This is a genomic window from Vogesella mureinivorans (assembly GCF_007644035.1).
Taxonomy (GTDB): Bacteria; Pseudomonadota; Gammaproteobacteria; order Burkholderiales; family Chromobacteriaceae; genus Vogesella; species Vogesella mureinivorans.
This window is the reverse complement of record NZ_VMTV02000003.1, coordinates 62,940-79,061: the sequence shown is the minus strand read 5'-3', so window position 1 is coordinate 79,061 and position 16,122 is coordinate 62,940. Positions and strand designations below refer to the sequence as shown.

Genomic DNA, 16,122 nt, shown 5'->3' with positions numbered 1-16,122 from the left:
TTAGCGCCGATGATAGTGCAGATACCTGTGTGAAAGTAGGACACCGCCAGACGCCCGATACCGAAGCCCAGCTCAGACGAGCTGGGCTTTGTGCTTTGTGGCGACGGACACCCCCGCCCCCGCGGCCGACGTTGGCCGTATTGATGCCGTATTGATGTGAAAAGCCCGCGCAAGCGGGCTTTGTTGTTGGTGCGCGCCAGCCAGCCCTCTTGCTGACATCGTTGCGGCCAACGTTGGCCGCAACGATGTCAAAACAAAACAAAAGCCCGCTTGCGCGGGCTTTTTTACGTGGGCTTCAGAGTAGCCTGTGGAACAGTTTATCCAGCCGGAATCGGTTTAGCCGGCTGAGGAGCTTGCGGACTTTTTCGGGGTAGTGCTGCAGCTTTTCCAGCTGTTGGTAATGGCTGACAACCTGGGTGTGCTGGCGGATGTTGCTGAGCTCTTCTGCGGTGATGGCTGCTAGCTGGCCTAGCGGGTCGTGCAGCAGCAGGCCATTTTCCAGATCCAGGCGGAAGGCGCGCGGGTTCAGGTTGTTGCCGGTAATCAGCTGCAGGTGCTGGTCTATCCACAGCCCTTTCAGGTGATAGCTATTGTCGTTATGTCGCCAAAGTCGCACGGTGAGCAGGCCGGCCTGTATGGCTGCTTGATGCTGTTTGGCAAAGCGGCGCAGGTTCATTTCATACAGGTAGGGCAGGCCACCAATGACCTTGAACGGCTCACTGGGGGGGATGTAGAAGTCGTTGGCGGTTTTGTCACCAATGATGATTTCTACCTTTACCTGACGCGCCAGGGCCTTGTCGATGGCTTTGAGCAGGGGGCGTGGCAGATTGAAGTAGGGGGTACAGATGCTGATTTGCTGCTTGGCGCTATACAGCAGATTCTCTAGTACCTTGTTGAAAGGGTTGTTCTTGCCTACGCCGCAGATGGGGAAGATCTGCAGGCCCGTAGTACCTGTGTTGTGCGGCACTACCGGGTAACGACTTTGTGCCAGGGTTTTGCGCAGTTGCCGTGTTGCCCGGTTCTGGCTGGCCTTGTCTTGTGTGATGGCTTGATCCAGGCGCATGACTGCAGGGTTGGCGGCCAGGGTGTCTAGCATGTAGCCAGACAGCACATTCGCTAGGGGTGCGCTGTTTATCAGGTGGTAGCGGTCAAAACGGTATTTGTCACCCACGTGCAGGTAGACATTGTTGAGGCTGGCGCCGCTGTACAGTACGGTGTCGTCAATCACGTAGCCTTTGAGGTGCATGACGCCGAATAGCTCGCGTGTTTGTACGGGGACGCCGTAAATGGCCAGGTTGTCTTGTGGCTGCGCTTGGGCGCGCTGGCGATACCAGCCGGCATTGCCTTCTTGCTTGCCGTGGCCGATGAGGCCGCGCCGGGCGCGGTGGGCGTCGACAAAGACCCGGATATCCAGCGCAGGGTTGGCCGCAGCGGCAGCGTACAGTGCATCCAGAATGAGTTTGCCACCTTCATCTTCTTGCAGGTACAGCGCGCAGAGATGAATGCGATGGCGGGCCTGGCGAATCAGGGCAAGCAGCTGTTCGCGGTAGTCGGCAGCGCTGTGTAGTATGCTGACGGCGTCCGGATGCAGTGTGATGCCAGGCAGGGATCGCAGTGGATCGGTTGGCGGAAAAAACAGCATGAGGCGTGTGTGTGCGTATTGATGCGATTAGCGCATCGTACCATCAGTGCTGCAGAAGTGAACTGGTTTTACATGCTGAGTGGGGTGCTGCCCTGCAGTTTTTCGATGTAATAAAAAAGCCCCTGAGCATGTTGCGCAGGGGCTTTGGCTTATGGCTGGATCGACCTTATTTGCCGGTCTTGAATTCTTGCCACAGGCGTGTGGTCAGACGCTGTGTTTTGGCATCCATGCTAGGCATCACGAAGCTCTTGGACACGACGTCTTTGCCCGGGAAGATGGATGGGTTGGCCAGGTGCTTCTTGTCGATGAACTGACGTGCGGCCAGGCTACCCGGGGCGTAGGTGACGGTGTTGGCGTTGGCGGCCGACACTTTCGGGTCTAGCACGTAGTTGATATAGGTGTTGGCGTTGTCGACGTTTTTGGCGTCTTTAGGGATGACCATGCTGTCGATCCAGATACCCACGCCGGTTTTCGGTACCAGCGGTTGTACTTTGACGCCGTTTTTGGCTTCTTCGGCGCGGGTCTTGGCGATGTTCAGGTCACCGCCGTAGCCCAGCACCAAGCATAGCGAGCCACCGGAAAGCTCGTTGATGTAGCCGGACGAGGAGAAGCGGGTGATGAAGGGGCGCAGGGGTTTCAGCAGCGCGGCGGCGGCTTTGTAGTCGGCTTCGCTGGTGCTGGCCGGGTTTTTACCCATGTAGTGCAGCACTACCGGGAAGACCTCGGCCGCAGAGTCCAGCATGCTCACGCCGCAGCTTTTCAGCTTGGAAACGTTTTCCTGTTTGAACAGCAGGTCCCATTCGTTGGCCGGCAGTTTGCCACCCAGCGCCTTGCTGACTTTGTCGCTGTTGATGCCGATGGTGTTCATACCCCAGAAGTACGGGATGGCGAACTGGTTGCCCGGGTCAAACTGGGCCATGAGCTTCATCAGCTCCGGGTCCAGATCTTTGTAGTTCGGGATTTTGGCCTTGTTGAGTGGCTGGTACAGGCCTGCCTGAATCTGCTTGGCCAGGAAGGTATTAGAGGGGTGTACCAGATCGTAGCCAGACTTGCCGGTCAGCATTTTGGCCTGCAGGATTTCGTTACTGTCATAGACATCGTAACGCACCTTGATGCCGGTGGCTTTCTGGAAGTTCGGCAAGGTGGATTCGGCAATGTAGTCCGACCAGTTGTATACATTCAGCTCTTTACCTGCCGCGAGGGCGCTGCCAGAGGCGGCGGTAAGGGCCAGGCCGATAGCCAGGGTCAGGGTTGATTTCTTCATCAGGTTCTCCTTGCAGTTAGTCTGCTTATTTCATCATGACAACGTTGGTCTTGCCGTGGTGTCCATTAAAAACCGGCGCGGGAAAATGCTCAACTATTGCATGAAAATACCCGCGTACAAAGTGTGCCGAACTAGGCCTGCGGTGCCAGATATTGCCATTCCCACGCGGTAACCTGCTGCTGGAAGTGTTGATGTTCTACCTGTTTCAGTGCCAGAAATACCTTGGCGAAATCCGGCCCCAGTAGTGCATGCAGGTCATGGGCGTGTGTAAAGGCCTGCATGGCTTCCTGTTGCGAGCCCGGTAAGGTGGCGGCGTGTTGATAGGCGCTATCTGACCGTGGCTGCGTGGCCTCGCATGCTTGCTCCATACCAAGCAAACCGCAGGCCAGTGTGGCAGCCAGGGCCAGATAGGGGTTGGCATCAATACCGGGCAGGCGGTTCTCTACGCGTCGTGCCTGCGGGTGGCAGACTGGCACGCGCAGGCCGCAGGTACGGTTATCGTAGCCCCATTCCACATTGATGGGCGCAGCGCTGTGGGCGCATAGCCGACGGTAGGCGTTAGGGTTGGCCGCAAACAGCAGCATGGCTTGCGGCAGGTGGCGTTGCAGGCCGCCAATGTAATGATGAAAGCGTGGGTGTTCGCTGCCATCGGGCTGGGTGAAGGCATTGCGGCCTTGGCTATCCAGCAGGCTTTGGTGAATATGCATGGCGCTGCCGGGCTGGCCGGGGAAGGGCTTGGCCATGAAGCAGGCTTGCAGGCCGTGCGCACTGGCAAGCTGGCGCAGGGTGCGCTTGAGCAAAAACACCTGGTCGGCCAGTGCCAGCGCCGGGCCGTGCTGCAGGTTGAGCTCGTACTGGCCGCTGCCGACTTCGTGCAGTAGCGTATCGGTGGCAATGCCTTGCTGGTGGCAGGCCTGTTCCAGCGCGGCAAAGAAAGCTTCATGCCGCGCGCTGTGATCTACGGCGTAGGCGGGCCCGACGGCTTCGTGCTGCTGGCCTTGCGCGCCTAGCAGATAAAATTCGATCTCTGGCGCCACGACAGGTGTAAAGCCCAGTGCTTCAAAACGCGCCAGCACACGTTTTAGTACGCTACGCGGGGCGGTTTGCAGCAGGGTGCCATCTTCGCTATGGCAATCGTGTATCAGCTGGGCGATACGGCGCCCGGTGCCGGGTTTGATGCAGCGTGTGGCCAGGTCGGGTAGCAGCCGCAGGTCCGGGTCTGTATCTGGCACCAGTTGTTGCTGTGGCTCGCCCATCCAGCTTTGTATCAGGCTGACCTGGGGAAAGCGCAGCTCACCCTCGGCCGGGTAATGGGTAACCGGTACCAGCTTGCCACGGGCTTGGGCATTCAGGTCGGGGATGAGGCATTCGATGTGGGTAATGGCGTGCTCACGCAGCCAGTGCAGCAGGATCGTCATGATGAGGTGTCCGTAAAGGGTTGGCAGAGTAGCGTGCAGGCATGGCGGCAGGGTTGCCGGTGGCGCTGAGCGGCTGCTCGAAGACCCCCAGGGACACATTGCAAGGAATGCGCAGGGTGCACAGGGTAAGGGTGTGACGCATGTCGCAGCCTTGCAAAGATTGAATGTTTATTTTTTTATTCGATATTGTGGCTATTCGTCAATTATATTTAACGAACGCTGCGCGATAGATGCGGGTATGTGACGTGCCCGCCACGGTAGCGCGTGGCGTGCGCGGCCGAAATGTGCAAAAATCGAGCCAACTAACGATATTGCAGGTTTTTCCATGCTGGACCGGGACGGATACCGCCCCAATGTCGGAATCATCCTCATCAATGGCAAGCATGAGGTGTTCTGGGGCAAGCGGGTGCGCGAGCACTCGTGGCAGTTTCCGCAAGGAGGCATCAAACCTGGCGAGAGCCCTGAAGCCGCGATGTATCGCGAGCTGCTGGAAGAAGTGGGCTTGCTGCCACAACACGTCAAGATACTGGGTCGCACCCGCGACTGGCTGCGCTACGATGTACCCACCAACTGGGTGCGCCGCGAATGGCGCGGTAGCTACCGCGGGCAAAAGCAGATCTGGTTCTTGCTGAAACTGGTAGGCCGGGATTGCGATGTATGCCTTCGTGCAACCAATCACCCTGAGTTTGACGGCTGGCGCTGGAACGACTACTGGGCGCCGGTTGATGCGGTGATCGAATTCAAGAAAGACGTCTACGAGCGGGCGCTCACCGAGCTGACCCGTTTCCTGAAAGGGATCGAAAGCCGTGGTGACTATCTGGCGCGTATTGCGCAAGACACGACCCGGCAGCCAGACGAGGGCTAAGGCTTGACGACACAATATTTGCCACGGCCACGCACTGCTTTTGCAGGCGTGGCCGTTGTTGCTGCCTGGTCTGCCTGGCAGCCTGCGGATATCACCACCTGGTGGATGGAAGCCATCCCGGCGCTGATAGGCCTGCCTCTGGCCTGGCTGTGCTGGGGCCGCTACCCGTGGACCAGGTTGGCCGCATGGGCCATGGCGCTGCATGCGGTGATTCTGCTGGTGGGCGCGCACTATACCTACGCGCTCACGCCGCTGGGCTTCTGGCTGCAGGATGCGTTTGATTTTAGCCGCAACCACTACGACCGCATCGGCCATCTGGCGCAGGGCTTCTTTCCCGCCATTCTGGCGCGCGAGGTGATTCACAGTGGTACCGGCCTGCAGGGGCGCTGGCTGGCGTTTCTGGCCACCTGTTTCTGCCTGGCCTTCTCGGCACTCTACGAATTGATCGAATGGTGGGCCGCACTCGCGCTAGGGGCCGGCGCCGACGCCTTTCTGGCCACGCAGGGCGACCCGTGGGATACCCAGTGGGATATGTTCCTGGCGCTCTGCGGTGCCATTCTGGCGCAGCTGTTACTGGCAGCCCGCCACAATCAACAACTCGCGGCGCTGCTGCGCCGTGCATCACACTGACAGACACATGACACAACAGAATTACGACGAATCCTCGGTACGGGTACTCAAGGGGCTGGAGCCGGTAAAAGAGCGGCCAGGCATGTATACCCGCACCACCGACCCGACCCATATCTGCCAGGAAGTCATCGATAACGCCGCCGACGAGGCATTGGGTGGCTTTGCCCGCAAGATTGCCGTCACCGTGCACGTGGACGGCTCGCTGACGGTAGAGGACGATGGCCGTGGCATTCCCGTGGGCCTGCACCCGCAAGAAGGTGTGCCGGTGGTGGAGCTGGTGTTTACCCGCCTGCACGCGGGTGGCAAGTTCAACAAGAAAGACGGCGGCGCCTACGCGTTTTCCGGCGGCCTGCACGGCGTGGGCGTGTCGGTGACCAATGCGCTGTCCACCCGGCTGGAAGTAGAAGTCAAACGCGAAGGCGGTGTGCACAAGCTGGTGTTTGCCGGTGGCGACGTGATCGAACCGCTGGCGCGTATCGGCGACTGCGGCCCGCGCACCAGCGGCACCCGCGTGCGCGTGTGGCCGGACGGCAAATACTTTGAAAGCCCGCGCTACTCCATGCCCGAGCTGGAGCGCCTGCTGCGCGCCAAGGCCGTGCTGCTGCCTGGTGTGGCGGTAACGCTCACCATCGAGCGCCCCAGCGGCGACGAAGTCAAGGTATGGCAGTACCCCGAAGGCCTGAAGAGCTACCTGTCCGAGCTGTGCGGCGACGACGAGCCGGTCGCACCGCTGTTTTCCGGCGAGGCCTACATTGGCGACGACCACGAGCAGTTTGCCCGTGGCGAAGGCGTGCAATGGGCCATGGCGTGGTTTGAAGACGGCGCCAGCGGCGAAAGCTATGTGAACCTGATTCCCACCCCGAGCGGCGGTACGCACGAGGCCGGCTTGCGTGCTGGGGTGTTCGAAGCGGTAAAAAGCTTTATCGACCACCACAACCTGCTGCCGCGCGGCGTGAAGCTGATGGCCGAAGACGTATGGAGCCGCGTGCGCTTTGTGCTGTCCGCCCGCGTGCTGGACCCGCAGTTCCAGGGCCAGACCAAGGACAAACTCACCAGCCGCGATGCGCTGAAGCTGATTTCCAGCCTGGCGCGCGACCCGGTAGAGCTGTGGCTGAACCAGCACGTAGAGGCCGGCAAGCGTATTGCCGAGCTGGCCATTCGCCAGGCGCAAAGCCGCTTGAAGTCGGTGAAAAAGGTCGAGAAGAAAAAAGGCTCCGGCGTGGCCGTGCTGCCCGGCAAACTGACCGACTGCGAAAGCGAAGACATCGAGCGCAACGAGCTGTTTCTGGTAGAGGGCGACTCGGCCGGTGGCTCGGCCAAGCTGGCGCGCGACAAAGAATACCAGGCCATCCTGCCGCTGCGCGGCAAGGTGCTTAATAGCTGGGAAACCGACAAGGATCAGCTGTTCTCCAATGCCGAAATCCACGATATCTCGGTGGCCATCGGCGTGGACCCGCACGGCGTGAACGATACGCCGGACCTGTCCAGCCTGCGCTACGGCAAGATCGCCATTCTGTCTGATGCCGACGTGGACGGCTCGCACATCCAGGTGCTGCTGCTCACGCTGTTCTTCCGCCATTTTCCCAAGCTGATCGAGCAGGGCCATATCTACATTGCCCAGCCGCCGCTGTTCCGGGTGGACGTGCCCGGCCAGGGCAAAAACCGCCCGCCGCGCAAACTGTACGCGCTGGACGAAGGCGAGATGACCGCCATTCTGGACCGCCTGCGTAGCGAAGGCGTCAAGGAAAGCGCCTGGAGCATCTCGCGCTTCAAGGGCCTGGGCGAGATGAACCCGGAGCAGCTGAAAGACACCACCATGAACCCGGATACCCGCCGCCTGTCACGCGTGCAGGTACGCCCCGGCGCGCTGGCCGCCACCCGCGACATGTTCATCATGCTGATGGGCAAGGGCGAGGCCAGCAGCCGCCGCAGCTGGATGGAAGCCAAAGGTAACGAAGCAGAAGTCGATATCTGATACGCGCCTTTCGCCGCATGGTAAACGTTGGCCGCACCCGGCACCGGGTTGCGGCCAACTTGCTTTAGGGGGACCGGCTGTTTGCGCCAAGGCAAAGCGCTAGCCGCAGCTGGTACTACAATGGTCTTATCGATAAGCGGGAGGCCAGCATGGCGCGTTTACTTTATCTGCAGTCCGGCGGCCCTACCGCCGTGCTGAACAGCTCGGCGCAGGGCGTCATTGAAACAGCCCGTGCACAAGGTGTGACGGTCTGTGCGGCGGCTAACGGCCTGGCAGGTTTGCTGGCCGGCCAGCTGTACGACTGCAACGTAGCCACGCCCGCGCAGGTGAGCCGGCTGGGCTGGCTGCCCGGCGCCAGCTTTGGCACCAGCCGCCAGGTGCTGGCGGCATATGACGAAGTTCCCGCACAGTGGGCGCAGCTGGCGGCGGTATTGCAGCGCTTCGATATTGGCTATGTGCTGCTCAACGGCGGTAATGGCTCCATGGAAACCGCCTTGCGCCTGGGTGAGCTGGCCCAGCGCTTTGCTTTGCCCTTGCTGGCGCTGGGGGTGCCCAAAACCATCGATAACGATCTGGAAGGTACCGACTTCAGCCCTGGCTTTCCATCCGCCGCCAAGTACCTGGCCAGCAGCCTGCGCGAGGTCACGCACGATATGCGCAGCATGGGGCGAGGGCGCGTGTTCATCATGGAAACCATGGGCCGGCACGTGGGCTGGTTGGCCGCAGCGTGCAGCCTGGCGGCAGCAGAGGGCGAGCCGGCCCCGCTGGTGTTGCTGCCCGAAGTAGCCTTTGACGAGGACCGCGTGCTGCAGGCCGTGCAGCAAAGGCTGCAGCAAGACGGCTACTGCGCCATCGCGGTAGCGGAAGGCTTGCGGCAGGCAGATGGCCGCTTTGTGGCACAGATGCACGCTGATGCGGTGTATGGCCACGAACAGCTGGGTGGCGCCGGCGCCTGGCTGGCGCAGCACCTGCAACAAGCGCTGGGTGTACACGCCCACGTGGCACTGGTGGACTGCCAGCAGCGCGCGGCCATGCATCTGGCGTCGGCTACCGATGCACGCCTGGCCTATGCGGCCGGTGCTGCCTGCGTACACTGGGCGCTGGCCGGGCAGGGCGGGGTCATGGCCGGGCTACAGCGCCAGGGCGATGGCTGGCACGCCGTGCCGGTACCGCTGGCACAGGTGGCCGGGCTGGAGCGTACCGTGCCCGCGCACTTTATTGCGGCAGACGGCTTGTCGATGACGCCTGCCTTTGCCCGCTATCTGCGCCCTTTGTTACAGGGTGAGGTCACCATCCCCTATGTGGATGGCCTGCCGGATTACCAGACACTGGCCTGGCCACGGTTGGTCTTGTCCTAGTCGGAAAATTTGCAGCCGCACAAGATTTCATCGGTGGGCGGGGGTGGGGCACTGCAAAAGCTGGCTTTGAAAAACCTGGGGTAGGTGATGGTCTCTTCTGGTGCCCAGCGGTGAGCAATAAACTGGATATCATGGATGCCAAAGCGTTGCATATCCTCCGGGCTGTAATAAAACCCCGGCGCCTGGGGGTAGGCCTTGATCCATTCTGGCTGTTGGCCGCACACGGTGACCAGCTGGCTGACACCAATACGCTCAAAGAACGCCTGTTCATTGACGGCCCACTGCCGGATATCTTCCCGTGCCTGCTCTTGTTGTGCCGGCTTGTTTTTCCACTTTGCCTTGATGAGTGCCTCCCAGTCGGGCTGCAGGGCACCACCGTGCCATAACAGGGCATCGCGTTCCCCCAGGTATTTGTGGCGGGCCGCCGGGAAAACATAGTTGGCGCAAGACGACATGCACACGCCATCTACCCGTATGTCCAGCTGCTTGTCGTGAATGAAATCCCCCAGCGCCATGCCCAGGCGGCTACTGCCGCCATGGCTATTGATCACCAAGCGGGTGGGTTTGACAGTAGCTTGCGCGTAAAGGGTCTGGACTTGTGCAATAGCGCTTGCATCCAGCTCGCCGTTGTAGACAATGTCACTGCCATTTGGGGAGAGCGTGACGGTAGGCTTGTTGCTGCGCATGCTGGCACAGCCAGCAAGGGCGACGAGCAGCAGGCCGCACATGATGCGTTGCAGAGTATTCATGGCTTTTTCCTTGCTGGTTTTATGAAATGGGAATTGTCATGACGTGCTTTTATCGCTGTCAATCAGCAATCCAGAAAAAGGCCATGCCATCCTGATGCTATTCCGAACCTTGCCTGCCAACCCTGTTGGCCGCGACTTTGTCGTGGGCGACGTACACGGCTGCTTCGACACCCTCGGCTTGCTGCTGGGGCAGGTAGACTTTGACCCCACCCGCGACCGGCTGTTGTCGGTGGGCGACTTGATCGACCGTGGCCCGCGCTCGTGGCAGGTGCTGGACTGGCTGGCGCAGATGTGGCTGTTTGCCGTGCGTGGCAACCACGAGCAAATGGCCATCGATTACGACGCCAGCGATGCCTGGCGCGAGCGCTATGCCCGTAACGGCGGCCAGTGGTTCATGGCACTGCCGCCTGCTCAGCAGCAGCGCTATCGCAATGTGTTTGCCGCCATGCCACTGGCGATCGAGCTGCCGGTGGGCAACAGGCTGGTGGGCCTGGTGCACGCCGACTGCCCGGAGGACGACTGGGTGGTGTTTCAGGCCCGCCTGGCCTCGGGCGAAGGGGTGGCCTGCAGTAACGGCCAGACGGTATTGCACGAAGCCACCTGGTCGCGCGAGCGCATTCGTGGCCAGGCGCGGGCGCGGGTAGCCGGGGTAGATGTGCTGTGTGTCGGGCATACGCCGGTGAGCTTGGCGCGGCAGCGCGATAATGTGCTGTATGTGGACACCGGCGCGGTGTATGGCCGCCAGCTCACCCTGCTATGCCTGCAGGACATGAGCGTGCATAGCCTGGCGTGTAACGAAAGCGCCTGTGTAGACGAATAGTGCGATAAATCTGCCCGGCGCCGCAGCGGCCAACTATGCTGAAAGCCAGCGCTGCTTACCGTACGGGGGATGCATGCCATACCGCCACTGTGTCGCTGGCCTGGCCTGGCTTATCTGTCTGCCGGCCATGGCCGATACCATCCGTTTTTATCTGCCCCCCATTCCCGCCATTTATGAGGACCGTGCCGGCCAGCCGGCAGGCTTGTATGTGGATTTGCTACAGCATATGGCCAGCCATGCCGGTATTACCCTGCACCTTTACCTGGCCAGCCGCCCCAGAATCCTGCAGTCACTACAGCGGCAGGATGACGCCTGTACGGCGGTAACGCTGGCGGCCAATGCCCCGCCCCCGGCCAGCATGCAGTACGTTTACCCCATGGGGCAGACGCAGGCGGTGCTGTTTACCCGCCCGGGCGATGTGCTGCCGCTGGCCGCGCTGGCCCAGGTACCACAAGAGAAACGCATGGTGTTTGGTGAAGGGGTGGCCAGTGTGCTGCAGCAGCGTGGCATGGCAGTGCCGCAGCGTAGCGAGTCCCTGCAAGAGGCGGTGGCCATGCTGCAGGCGCAGCGTGTGCGGGTGCTGTTTGCCACGCGTGCGGCCCTGTCGCGCTTGGCACCGGGTACGCTGGAAACCGGCGCAGAGCTGGGGCCGCTGGTGTCGTGGTTTGCCTGCTCTACGCGCATGCCTGCCACCATGACCACGCGGCTGGCTAGCGCCTGGGCCAAGGTGCCGTTGCCGCGTTTCTAGGCCGCCATTTGCCCGGCACCCTGCAGGAGCCATCGTCAGCCCAGGCAGCGTAAGCCCTAGTCGGCCAGCGCGATCACCACGCGCTTGTTGCGCGCGCCTTTGCTTTCGATCTTCTTTACCACCACCTGGCCGATTTCACCGGTGTGGCGCACATGGGTGCCACCACAGGGCTGCAGGTCGACGCCTGCAATGGCGATCAGGCGTATTTCCGGCAGGTCTAGCGGCGGGGTGACCGACATGGTCTTGATCAGCTCGGGCTGCGCACGCAGGGCTTCGCCGCTGGTCATCTGCACCGATACCGCATGGTTGGCCGCAATCAGCGCGTTCAGCTCGCGCTCGATATGCCCTGCGTCCAGCACCATGCCTTCCGGTATATCAAAATCCAGCCGCCCGCTGTCTACGGTGAGGTTGCCGCCGGTAACGCCCGCTCGCACCACGCAAGACAGCAAATGCAGGCAGCTGTGGATGCGCATGTGGCGGTAGCGCCGTGCCCAGTCCAGCTGCAGCGTTACCGTGCTGCCTGCGGCCAACTGTGGGCTGCCCGCGGCGGGCAAGTGCAGGATCTCGCGGGTGGTTTTGTCGCGCCGGGTATCGGTAATGGCCAGGGTGCTGCCATCGGCCAGGGCGAGGGTGGCGGTGTCGCCAGGCTGGCCGCCGCCCAGCGGGTAGCACAGCGTATCGGCCAGCACGATGCCGCGCTCGTCATGGCTGATCACCGTGGTGTCGAGGGTGGTCTGGTAGGGGTCTAGGTAAAAGCGTTCTGGCATGGCGGGCTCTCTGCTGTCGGGTTATCGGTATAGTCTATCCAGATAGCGTGAGGCCGCCAGCCATACATTTCAAGTCGGGGCGGGCCGTTTGCCGGGGCCGCGGGAAATGCCGGATAATCGGCGCCTTCATTCTTTAGCCTTGGCCGCCGATGAGCGCTGTACACACGCTGGACGACTATACGCCGCCGCCGGATACCGGCCTGCAGCTGTACTATCAGGACGACTACCTGCTGGTGGTAGACAAACCCGCCGGCTTGCTCTCGGTGCCGGGGCGCGGTGACGCGCGGCAAGACTGCCTGAGCCTGCGCGTGCAGCAGCGTTTCCCCGACGCGCTGGTGGTACACCGGCTGGATATGGCGACCTCCGGCTTGCTGCTGATGGCGCGCGGCCTGGCCATGCAGCGCCAGCTGTCGGCCGGTTTTGCCGGGCGGGACGTACAGAAAACCTACCAGGCGCTGGTGGCGGGGCAGCTGCAGCCTGCTCTGGGCGATATCCACCTGCCGCTGATGGCCGACTGGCTGCAGCGGCCACGGCAAAAAGTGGATCTGCAGGACGGCAAGCCCTCGCACACCGGCTATCAGCTACTGGCCTACGACGCTGCGGCGGACGTCAGCCGTGTGTCGCTTACCCCGCATACCGGCCGTACGCACCAGCTGCGCGTGCACATGCAGGCGCTGGGCCACCCCATGCTGGGCGATACGCTGTACGCGCCACTAGCCGTGCAGCAGGCCGCGCCACGGCTATGCCTGCATGCTTGCGCGCTGCAGCTGCGCCACCCGCACAGCGGCACACTGCTGCAGCTGCACAGCCCGGTGCCGTTCTAGAACACCAGTGCGCCCAGAAACACCGCCAGCATGGCAAAGGCGCAGGCAATCTTGATCACGGTGCCAGCCAGAAAACCGATAAAGGTGGCCAGGCCTACCTTGCCAGCTTGCTGCATCGACTTGCGAGCCCGCAGCTCGCCGATTACCGCCCCGACAATCGGGCCGATAATGGCGCCAATCAGCCCCAGAAACATGCCCACCAGCCCGCCGATCAGCGCGCCAATCAGCGCCTGGCGGCTGGCGCCGCTTTTTTGCGCCCCCAGAAAGCCGGCCAGGTTTTCCATCACCATGCCCAGTACCGCCAGCACGCCGATGATGATCAAGGCCGTGCTGCCCACGCTGGCAAAGTCACCCAGCCAGGCCGCCAGCAGCATGCCGCCGCCCAGCAGCGCCAGGCCGGGCAGTGCCGGGTAAATGGTACCGGCCAGCCCGGCCAGCATCATGATGATGGCCAGCGCGTAGCCGGCCCAGCTCCAGTCGATAGTCATTTTTGTTTTTCCGCTTTTTATGGTGTCGAGCTACTAAGTAAAACGGCGCCGCCGGAAGTTCCGGTGGCGCCGTGTGCGGCCAACCTCTAGCAGGCGTTTAGCCGGTGTATTCCTGCAGCAGGATATCCTGCGCGCAGCGGCCTTTACCGCGGGCGACGCGGCGGCGATAGCTGCCATCCTGCTGCATTTCCCAGGCGTTGGTGTTGTCTTCCAGATAGATTTTCAGGCCTTCGCGGATGACACGGCGCTTGAGTTTGGCGTCCAGAATCGGCACGCAGGTCTCGATGCGGCGGAAGAAGTTGCGGCCCATCCAGTCGGCGCTGGAAATGAACAGGTTTTCTGCCTTGTCGTTGTAGAAGTAGAACACGCGGGTGTGTTCCAGGAAGCGGCCAACGATGGAGCGCACCGAGATGTTTTCCGACAGCCCCTCTACGCCCGGGCGCAGTGCGCACACGCCGCGCACGATCAGGGTGATTTTCACCCCGGCCTGGCTGGCGCGGTACAGGGCACGGATCACCTGTGGCTCCAGCAGCGCGTTCATCTTGGCAATGATCTGCGCCGGTTTGCCGGCCTGGGCGTGTTCGATTTCGCGGTCGATGGCGCTGGTGATCATGTTGTGCAGCGTAAACGGCGACTGGTACAGGTGCTTCAGCTCGCCGGCGCGGCCCAGGCCGGTAATCTGTACGAACAGGTCATTCACGTCGGTGGCGATTTCCTCGTTGCAGGTCATCAGGCCAAAGTCGGTGTACAGGCGGGCGGTGCGCGGGTGGTAGTTACCGGTACCCAGGTGCACGTAGCGGCGCAGCAGGCCTTCCTCGCGGCGCACGACCAGCAGCATCTTGGCGTGGATCTTGTAGCCGAACACGCCGTATACCACGTGGGCACCGGCGTCTTCCAGGCGGGTGGCCCAGCTGATGTTGGCTTCTTCGTCAAAGCGCGCCATCAGCTCTACCACCACGGTCACCTGTTTGCCGGCGCGGGCGGCGGCAATCAGCGATTCCATCAGTACCGAGTCGGTGCCGGTACGGTACACCGTCATCTTGATCGCCACTACCGACGGGTCGCTGGCGGCCTGGGTGAGCAGGTCGATCACCGGCTGGAAGGTCTGGAACGGGTGGTGCAGCAGGATGTCACCCTTGCGGATGGCGTCGAACAGCGGGGTTTTCTTTTCCAGGATATCCGGCAGCGAGGCCTGGAACGGCGCGAACTTGGTTTCCGGGCGGTCGACAAAGTCGGGCACCTGCATCAGGCGCACCAGGTTCACCGGGCCATCTACGCGGAACACGTCGTGCTTTTGCAGGGCAAAAGTGTGTAGCAGGAATTCTTCCATGTGTGCCGGGCAGGTATCGGCAATTTCCAGGCGCACGGCATCGCCGTACTGGCGCTGGCGCAGCTCGCCCTGTAGCGCGGTACGCAGGTTTTTTACGTCGTCATCGTCTACCGACAGGTCGCTGTCGCGTGTGACGCGGAACTGGTAGCAGCCTTTTACCTGCATGCCGGGGAACAGCTCCTGCACGTGGGAGTGCAGGATGGACGACAGGAACACAAAGGTATCGGCACCGTCTGCGGCCAACTCTGCCGGCAGCTTGATGACGCGCGGCAGGATGCGCGGGGCTTGTACGATGGCAATGCCGGATTCGCGGCCAAAGGCGTCGGCGCCTTCCAGCTCCACGATAAAGTTCAGGCTCTTGTTGAGCAGGCGCGGGAAGGGGTGCGACGGGTCCAGGCCGATCGGGGTGAGGATAGGCATCAGCTCGCGGAAGAAATAGTCGCTGATCCACGCTTTTTGCGCGGCGTCCCACTCGTTACGGCGCAGGAAAATGATATTGTCGGCGCGCAGTGCGGGGAAGATTTCCTCGCGCAGCAGGCGGTATTGTTCGCGTACCACCTCGTGTGCCGCGGCCGATATTTTGTTCAGTGCTTCGGCGGGGGTGCTGCCGTCGGCCAGAATGCGGTCCGGGGTGGTTTGTGCTGCATCTTTCAGCCAGGCCACGCGTACTTCGTAGAACTCGTCCATATTGGACGAAACGATGCACAGGTACTTCAACCGCTCCAGAATGGGCAGGTATTCTTCTTCAGCCTGCGCCATGACGCGGCGGTTGAATTCGAGCAAACCCAGCTCGCGGTTTAGCAGATTGTCGTGTGGCATGGACATGATTAATGCTTCTTTGATAAAGGGTGAGGCAAAAAAAGCCCTCGTCAGAGGGCTGTCCTGTTACGGCTGGGGGGTAAAGCCGGCAACCTGGTCGGCTCCCTGGCCGTAGAAATAGGCTTCCAGCTGAGCGGCCAGATACTGGCGGGCGCGCGCATCAGCCAGGCTCAGGCGGTTTTCGTTGATCAGCATGGTCTGGTAACGCAGCCAGCCTTGCCAGGCTTCTTTGGATACGTCGGCGAAAACGCGCTGACCCAGGGCGCCGGGCAGCGGCGGAAAATCCATACCTTCGGCTTCGCGACCGAGCTTAACGCAGTTAACCATTCTTGCCATGATGCATTCCTTGCAATAGTTGAGACACGATAGCCAGTAATTGTGTCACAGAGATGACGGGTAACCAACCGTGCGCGCAGTGTGGATGC

Annotated in this window: 16 protein-coding genes; 7 read left to right on the top strand and 9 right to left on the bottom strand. The window is 61.6% G+C overall.

Annotated elements, in window-relative coordinates:
• Positions 1 to 295: 295 nt before the first annotated feature.
• The 4 genes from pssA to FLQ44_RS23425 form a co-directional block, all read right to left on the bottom strand.
• Positions 296 to 1,642: a CDP-diacylglycerol--serine O-phosphatidyltransferase gene (pssA, locus tag FLQ44_RS00370; RefSeq protein ID WP_147692568.1), complete on the bottom strand. Its 1,347-nt coding sequence runs from the start codon at positions 1,640 to 1,642 to the stop codon at positions 296 to 298.
• 166 nt (positions 1,643 to 1,808) lie between these two features.
• Entirely contained in the window at positions 1,809 to 2,906 is a 1,098-nt protein-coding gene (locus FLQ44_RS00365; RefSeq protein WP_147692567.1) for a polyamine ABC transporter substrate-binding protein, read from the bottom strand.
• A 131-nt stretch (positions 2,907 to 3,037) separates the two neighbouring features.
• Positions 3,038 to 4,324 (bottom strand): glutamine synthetase family protein, encoded by a 1,287-nt coding sequence (locus FLQ44_RS00360; protein WP_206208584.1) that lies wholly within the window; start codon positions 4,322 to 4,324, stop codon positions 3,038 to 3,040.
• Positions 4,296 to 4,466 (bottom strand): hypothetical protein, encoded by a 171-nt coding sequence (locus FLQ44_RS23425; RefSeq protein WP_170252697.1) that lies wholly within the window; start codon positions 4,464 to 4,466, stop codon positions 4,296 to 4,298. The genes FLQ44_RS00360 and FLQ44_RS23425 overlap by 29 nt, the downstream gene beginning before the upstream one ends.
• 183 nt (positions 4,467 to 4,649) lie before the next feature.
• Here FLQ44_RS23425 and FLQ44_RS00355 point away from each other — a divergent pair, with 183 nt between their 5' ends.
• The 4 genes from FLQ44_RS00355 (at position 4,650) to FLQ44_RS00340 (ending at position 9,152) form a co-directional block, all read left to right on the top strand.
• Entirely contained in the window at positions 4,650 to 5,189 is a 540-nt protein-coding gene (locus tag FLQ44_RS00355) for an RNA pyrophosphohydrolase (protein ID WP_147684504.1), read from the top strand.
• 3 nt (positions 5,190 to 5,192) lie between these two features.
• Positions 5,193 to 5,819 (top strand): DUF2238 domain-containing protein, encoded by a 627-nt coding sequence (locus tag FLQ44_RS00350; protein WP_500692531.1) that lies wholly within the window; start codon positions 5,193 to 5,195, stop codon positions 5,817 to 5,819.
• 7 nt (positions 5,820 to 5,826) lie between these two features.
• Positions 5,827 to 7,794, top strand: a complete 1,968-nt coding sequence (parE, locus tag FLQ44_RS00345) for a DNA topoisomerase IV subunit B (protein WP_147692566.1) — start codon at positions 5,827 to 5,829, stop codon at positions 7,792 to 7,794.
• Between the two features lie 149 nt (positions 7,795 to 7,943).
• Positions 7,944 to 9,152 (top strand): diphosphate--fructose-6-phosphate 1-phosphotransferase, encoded by a 1,209-nt coding sequence (locus FLQ44_RS00340; RefSeq protein ID WP_147692565.1) that lies wholly within the window; start codon positions 7,944 to 7,946, stop codon positions 9,150 to 9,152.
• Here the strand turns inward: FLQ44_RS00340 and FLQ44_RS00335 are convergent.
• Positions 9,149 to 9,901, bottom strand: coding sequence for a hypothetical protein (locus FLQ44_RS00335; RefSeq protein ID WP_147692564.1), 753 nt, complete (start codon positions 9,899 to 9,901; stop codon positions 9,149 to 9,151). The genes FLQ44_RS00340 and FLQ44_RS00335 overlap by 4 nt on opposite strands.
• 94 nt (positions 9,902 to 9,995) lie before the next feature.
• Between FLQ44_RS00335 and FLQ44_RS00330 the strand changes: the two genes are divergently transcribed.
• The gene (locus FLQ44_RS00330; protein ID WP_147692563.1) at positions 9,996 to 10,721 is read left to right on the top strand and encodes a metallophosphoesterase; all 726 of its coding nucleotides are present in this window, start codon (positions 9,996 to 9,998) and stop codon (positions 10,719 to 10,721) included.
• 73 nt (positions 10,722 to 10,794) lie between these two features.
• Complete coding sequence (locus FLQ44_RS00325) at positions 10,795 to 11,469, top strand: transporter substrate-binding domain-containing protein (protein WP_147692562.1); 675 nt, start codon at positions 10,795 to 10,797, stop codon at positions 11,467 to 11,469.
• Between the two features lie 56 nt (positions 11,470 to 11,525).
• On the opposite strand, the gene FLQ44_RS00320 is transcribed toward FLQ44_RS00325, so the two are convergent.
• Positions 11,526 to 12,236: an alanyl-tRNA editing protein gene (locus FLQ44_RS00320; RefSeq protein WP_147692561.1), complete on the bottom strand. Its 711-nt coding sequence runs from the start codon at positions 12,234 to 12,236 to the stop codon at positions 11,526 to 11,528.
• A 149-nt stretch (positions 12,237 to 12,385) separates the two neighbouring features.
• On the opposite strand from FLQ44_RS00320, the gene FLQ44_RS00315 reads away from it, so the two are divergent.
• Entirely contained in the window at positions 12,386 to 13,060 is a 675-nt protein-coding gene (locus tag FLQ44_RS00315; protein ID WP_147692560.1) for a pseudouridine synthase, read from the top strand.
• On the opposite strand, the gene FLQ44_RS00310 is transcribed toward FLQ44_RS00315, so the two are convergent.
• The 3 genes from FLQ44_RS00310 to FLQ44_RS00300 all read right to left on the bottom strand — a co-directional run bounded on the left by FLQ44_RS00310 (position 13,057) and on the right by FLQ44_RS00300 (position 16,033).
• Entirely contained in the window at positions 13,057 to 13,548 is a 492-nt protein-coding gene (locus FLQ44_RS00310) for a DUF456 domain-containing protein (protein ID WP_147692559.1), read from the bottom strand. The genes FLQ44_RS00315 and FLQ44_RS00310 overlap by 4 nt on opposite strands.
• A gap of 97 nt (positions 13,549 to 13,645) precedes the next feature.
• A complete protein-coding gene (gene ppk1, locus FLQ44_RS00305) occupies positions 13,646 to 15,703 on the bottom strand; it encodes a polyphosphate kinase 1 (RefSeq protein ID WP_147692558.1) in 2,058 nt (685 codons plus the stop codon).
• A 60-nt stretch (positions 15,704 to 15,763) separates the two neighbouring features.
• A complete protein-coding gene (locus tag FLQ44_RS00300) occupies positions 15,764 to 16,033 on the bottom strand; it encodes an oxidative damage protection protein (protein ID WP_026107604.1) in 270 nt (89 codons plus the stop codon).
• Positions 16,034 to 16,122 lie beyond the last annotated feature (89 nt).